This is a genomic window from Rathayibacter sp. AY1C5 (genome assembly GCF_002931705.1).
In the GTDB taxonomy this organism is placed as follows: Bacteria; Actinomycetota; Actinomycetes; order Actinomycetales; family Microbacteriaceae; genus Rathayibacter.
This window is the reverse complement of sequence record NZ_PSWD01000055.1, coordinates 1-4,039: the sequence shown is the minus strand read 5'-3', so window position 1 is coordinate 4,039 and position 4,039 is coordinate 1. Positions and strand designations below refer to the sequence as shown.

The following is a 4,039-nucleotide window of genomic DNA, read 5'->3' as shown; positions in this document are numbered from 1 at the left end:
GGGAGAAGGAGAGAACCGCCGCACCGGCCGCGTCCTCGAAGCCGACGCCATCGGCCCCAACCTCACCCGCGCGACCGCCGTCGTCACCACAACCACCCAGCGCGCACCCCACCGAAGCGCCGCCCCCGCGGCTGAGTAAGTTGGTCGGCATGTGGGACGGGATCGCTCTGCTGCTGGCCGTGACAGGTGCCGCGCTCGTCGTCGCCGGTATCGTGCCGCTTTATCGCGACTCCGAGCTCCACTCCGCGCAGGTGTCCGAGGTCGCGGTCGACAAGCGCGCCCGGGCCCGCGGCGCACTCCTCGCGGCCGTTGTTCTCTTCTCCGCAGCGGCCGTCGCACTCCTCGCCGGAACGGTCTGAGCCCCTACTCCGAGCCGTCCGCGATCCGGAGCACGTAGAGGATGACGTGATCCTCCGGGATCGCTGCGCGCACTTCCGCGATCGCCGCGGCGCTCGTCACCGCGCTGCTGCGCACCACCGTTGATGCCGAATCCGCGCGCGTCCGGTGTGCCAGTTTCCTCACGGACAGGGTCCTCAGCGCTGCCGCGGTTGTCCCCTTCCTTCCTTGCGCGCTGAGTACGTCACCGTCAGCCTGTGCACACAGACGTTGTATCGTCTTGCCCACTCTCGGATCGAGAGGTCATGTCCAGGGGGCTTCGATGGTCAAGAGTGGGTCGGATTGGAAGGCAGTGCTCGCCGCGCAGCAGCTGGAGTTCGCAGACGCGAGTTTCATGCGCCGGTACGGCCGAGCGGTGAAGGCGTACGAAGAGCTCGTCGAGGTGTTCCACGCGTGGCATGCACGCGCGGTCACGGTCCATCGTGTGGAGAAGGGAGCGTGGACCGAGATCCAGCTTCGTGTCACCGAAGGTGTGCCCGACAGAGCGCGCGACCTCGTGCAGGACGTTCTTCAACACTTCAGCGCCGTGCTCGAGCAGCTCGCGCAGGCCCTGGCTCTGCACGAGCAGGGCCAGTTGACCGCAGCGCAGAAGAAGAGCGTGACGTTCCCGACCTCCACAAGGCAGCCGAAGGGCCCGGTCGTCGGCATCAGCCTGTTGCCTGCCGGTGCGCAAGCCGAGATCATGAGAATTCAGCCTTGGGCAATGGCTCCGAGCAACCCCGATCAGCACCTGCTCGCTCGGTTCGATGACCTGTCGCGCACAACCCGACACCGCTCCGATGTCCTCTCAACCGCTGCCTCCGGTACACGCAGCGTCTCACCGGGCTACATGCCCTATGTGTCCGAGATGACGATCAGCATGGCGCGCGTGGACGGCATCGGTACGGACGTCATCATGGCTTGGAGAAACGACTCCGACCTCGGCTCCGTCGCCATTTCGACCGAATCTCACTTCGTTGTCGATGAGCCCGACTCGCCAGCACACGGGCAGGACATCGTGCAACTCCTCAACGAGTTGCGCCAGGTCATCGCGCGGACCGTCTTCCTTCAGCTCTTGCCTTACTTGAGGTAGCGACGACGGCCAGCCTCCGGATCCCGTCAAGGCGCGACCACCGTCCGCCGTGAGCCGAGGGCGACGCCCTCGGTCTGCCTTCATAGGGCAGAGAAACATCCGTCGTCCCTGTCCGCTTCGAACAGAAGACGTGCTGCCAATCGCTCGACCTCGCCTGGCGAGCTCGCCGTACCGCCGGAGCGCAGCATGAAGGACGACGTCGAGGCGGCCGTTCGTCTCCTCATAGCGAGGATCGCCGAGGGCGACACCCGTGCATTCTCAGACCTTCACGACCTGATTGCCCGCGATGTGTACAGGGTCATCAGAGGCGTCCTTCGCGACCCCGAGCAGTCCCGCGAGGTGACGCAAGAGGTGTTCCTGGAGGTATGGCAGCGAGCGGCGACCTTTGACCCCGCTCAAGCCTCGGGTCACCTCCTCATGCGCATGGCCCGACGACGAGCGATCGACAGAGTCCGCTCCGCGGAGGCGTCCCGCCAGCGGGACCACGAGTACGCAGCACTCTCCACCGAGCCGGAGGCCGACGTGGAAGCGCGGGCTCAAGTCCGACTGGACTACGCCGCCGCAGTCGCAGCGATCCGCGCGCTTCCCTTGATCCATCACGAGATCCTGTTCCTCGCCTACGTGCAGGGCTTCAGCCACACCGAGATAGCCCACGCGCTTCAGCTGCCGCTGGGAACGGTCAAGACACGCATCCGCGACAGCGGCCAGCGACTCCGCCGCATCCTCGGCGCCGACACCGTCCTGTAGCCGGCTCCCAGCCTCCGTCGGGCACAAGCCGGCTCGCGCAGCGGCGACGGAGCGCCGCGGGTCGGAGGCCGCGATGCGGCCCGTTCCACCTGTTTTCTTCACCTCTCCGCGGTTTCAACCTATTTCGCTCCACCGGCTCCGTGCCACCGATCCCGAACGCGGTCGCTGCGCTCCCTCACATCGCTCGCTATCGGCGTCACTGCGCCGCCTCCACTCAAACGGTTTTCCCCGCCGGAGAGGCAAAGAAAAACGATCAGCCAGAGGGAGCACCCACACCATGCAGACCACCACCGACTTGCAGACCACCGCGAAGACCTACCTCACGCTCGGAGGCACCCGCGCGGTCGACGTCCGCGTCGTGGGCACCGACCCCACGACGACGCCCTCGGTACACGTCACCCGCCGCAAGTCCGGGGTCTGGGAGGCGTGGCACTCCGACCAGCTGCACGGCATCACCAGCGGCTCGTTCCGCCACTGCGTCGCCCACGCCCGCCGCGCAGCGATCCGCCGCGTCGCCCCGTTCCTGAACCGCTGAGAGGACCACACCATGACCCGCATCGACACCGGCCGCGCGAGCGCCGACCAGCTCGCCCTCATCCTCGCGACCAGCCGCGACGAGGACCCGGAGAACGCCGCCGCGACCGACGCGGAGATTCTCACGCACACCCGCAACACGCTCGGACTGCCGGGGGAGTGTGGACCCGGCGGGATGCCTGTCTACGACGACGGTACCGCCGAGGCCGCCGCGTTGATCGCGTTCCTGACGCCCGCCGAGTAGCGCGGGGGAGGGGCCGGCCTTCGGGCCGGCCACGAGGGGCGATCCCCTCGCGCTCCCCCGTGTTCCGCCGGAGGCGGGACGCGAGCTCCGCACGCGCAGCGGTGACGGAGCACCGCCGGCGGGAGCCGCTACGCGGCAGGTCCTTTGCTCGCCTGGTTGCTGGCCTGGCTCACGCTCGGCATCGCGTTCCTCGTGGGACACGCGGTCATGCGTGGTCATCGGTCGCGAGGAAGTCAGACCTCCGGCGCCCAGATGTCGACTACGCCGGCCTGCAGGCGCATCTCGCCGAGTTTCAGTTGCTTGCGAAGACGAAGCCGGGTGTAGGGAACCAGGACCACCAGCGCGATGCCCTCCCGATGTTCCGACTCGACTCGGATGGCATCACCGCTCCCGCTGATCGTGACCACGCTGACGTACGCAACCGCCCTCAACGACTGCCGGTTCTCTCTGCTCGCACGCCGGAGTTCGTCGAGGTCCGCCTGGGACGAGTTTTTCCCTTGTCCTGGCGCCGGCTCCACCATGCTCAGAACGCTGCGCCCGTCGGTGTCGATCGAGGCGGAGAACGGGCCCAGCTCACCGCGCTTTCCGAGAGCCTCAACGGCGCGAGTCATCGTCAGATCGAGCAGGCCGTCGAGATCCTCTTGCGCTTCGGCTGACGCCGTCTCACGCCACATCATCATCTGCACACAGTGCCACAGGCCGCAGTCTCGCGCTGGACGGAACCGCGGTCGCGTAGACGGCGAAGGCCACACCCGTCTCCCCCGGTCGGGGGCGCGAGCTGCGCTCGCGCAGCGGTGACGGAGCACCGCCGGCGGGAGCCGCTACGCGGCGCGTTTCCAGGTTTTCTTCACCTCTCCGCGGTTTCAACCTATCTCGCTCCGTCGGCTGCGTGCCGTCTCTCTCGGACGCGGTCGCATGCTCCCTTATTTCGCCCGAGAGAGCCGTCCCTCCGCCGACTCCACTCAATTGGTTTTCACTCGCCGGAGAGGCAAAGAAAAACGATCAGGAAGACGACAAAAGCCCCGTAGTTGGTCTAGAACCACGGG

The 4,039-nt window shown here is 67.2% G+C and carries 6 protein-coding genes; 5 read left to right on the top strand and 1 reads right to left on the bottom strand.

Annotated features, from left to right (window positions below; translation table 11 throughout):
- Positions 1 to 149 precede the first annotated feature (149 nt).
- The 5 genes from C5C57_RS17370 to C5C57_RS17350 all read left to right on the top strand — a co-directional run bounded on the left by C5C57_RS17370 (position 150) and on the right by C5C57_RS17350 (position 2,993).
- Complete coding sequence (locus C5C57_RS17370; protein ID WP_104297934.1) at positions 150 to 359, top strand: hypothetical protein; 210 nt, start codon at positions 150 to 152, stop codon at positions 357 to 359.
- 299 nt (positions 360 to 658) lie between these two features.
- On the top strand, positions 659 to 1,468 hold the full coding sequence (locus tag C5C57_RS17365; RefSeq protein ID WP_146082477.1) for a hypothetical protein: 810 nt from the start codon (positions 659 to 661) through the stop codon (positions 1,466 to 1,468).
- 186 nt (positions 1,469 to 1,654) lie between these two features.
- Positions 1,655 to 2,215 carry a sigma-70 family RNA polymerase sigma factor gene (locus tag C5C57_RS17360; RefSeq protein WP_104281172.1) on the top strand — a complete coding sequence of 187 codons (561 nt, stop codon included), beginning with the start codon at positions 1,655 to 1,657 and terminating at the stop codon, positions 2,213 to 2,215.
- A gap of 277 nt (positions 2,216 to 2,492) precedes the next feature.
- Positions 2,493 to 2,750 carry a hypothetical protein gene (locus tag C5C57_RS17355; protein ID WP_104297933.1) on the top strand — a complete coding sequence of 86 codons (258 nt, stop codon included), beginning with the start codon at positions 2,493 to 2,495 and terminating at the stop codon, positions 2,748 to 2,750.
- Between the two features lie 12 nt (positions 2,751 to 2,762).
- Positions 2,763 to 2,993, top strand: a complete 231-nt coding sequence (locus C5C57_RS17350) for a hypothetical protein (RefSeq protein ID WP_104297932.1) — start codon at positions 2,763 to 2,765, stop codon at positions 2,991 to 2,993.
- A 233-nt stretch (positions 2,994 to 3,226) separates the two neighbouring features.
- Here the strand turns inward: C5C57_RS17350 and C5C57_RS17345 are convergent, their stop codons facing one another.
- Positions 3,227 to 3,673 carry a hypothetical protein gene (locus tag C5C57_RS17345; RefSeq protein WP_146082476.1) on the bottom strand — a complete coding sequence of 149 codons (447 nt, stop codon included), beginning with the start codon at positions 3,671 to 3,673 and terminating at the stop codon, positions 3,227 to 3,229.
- Between the last annotated feature and the right edge of the window lie 366 nt (positions 3,674 to 4,039).

What these genes read in the sequence shown, in the direction of transcription:
- C5C57_RS17370 (WP_104297934.1), top strand. Translation starts at nt 150, where the DNA reads ATGTGGGACGGGATCGCTCTGCTGCTGGCCGTGACAGGTGCCGCGCTC.
- C5C57_RS17365 (WP_146082477.1), top strand. Translation starts at nt 659, where the DNA reads ATGGTCAAGAGTGGGTCGGATTGGAAGGCAGTGCTCGCCGCGCAGCAG.
- C5C57_RS17360 (WP_104281172.1), top strand. Translation starts at nt 1,655, where the DNA reads ATGAAGGACGACGTCGAGGCGGCCGTTCGTCTCCTCATAGCGAGGATC.
- C5C57_RS17355 (WP_104297933.1), top strand. Translation starts at nt 2,493, where the DNA reads ATGCAGACCACCACCGACTTGCAGACCACCGCGAAGACCTACCTCACG.
- C5C57_RS17350 (WP_104297932.1), top strand. Translation starts at nt 2,763, where the DNA reads ATGACCCGCATCGACACCGGCCGCGCGAGCGCCGACCAGCTCGCCCTC.
- C5C57_RS17345 (WP_146082476.1), bottom strand. Translation starts at nt 3,673, where the DNA reads ATGATGATGTGGCGTGAGACGGCGTCAGCCGAAGCGCAAGAGGATCTC.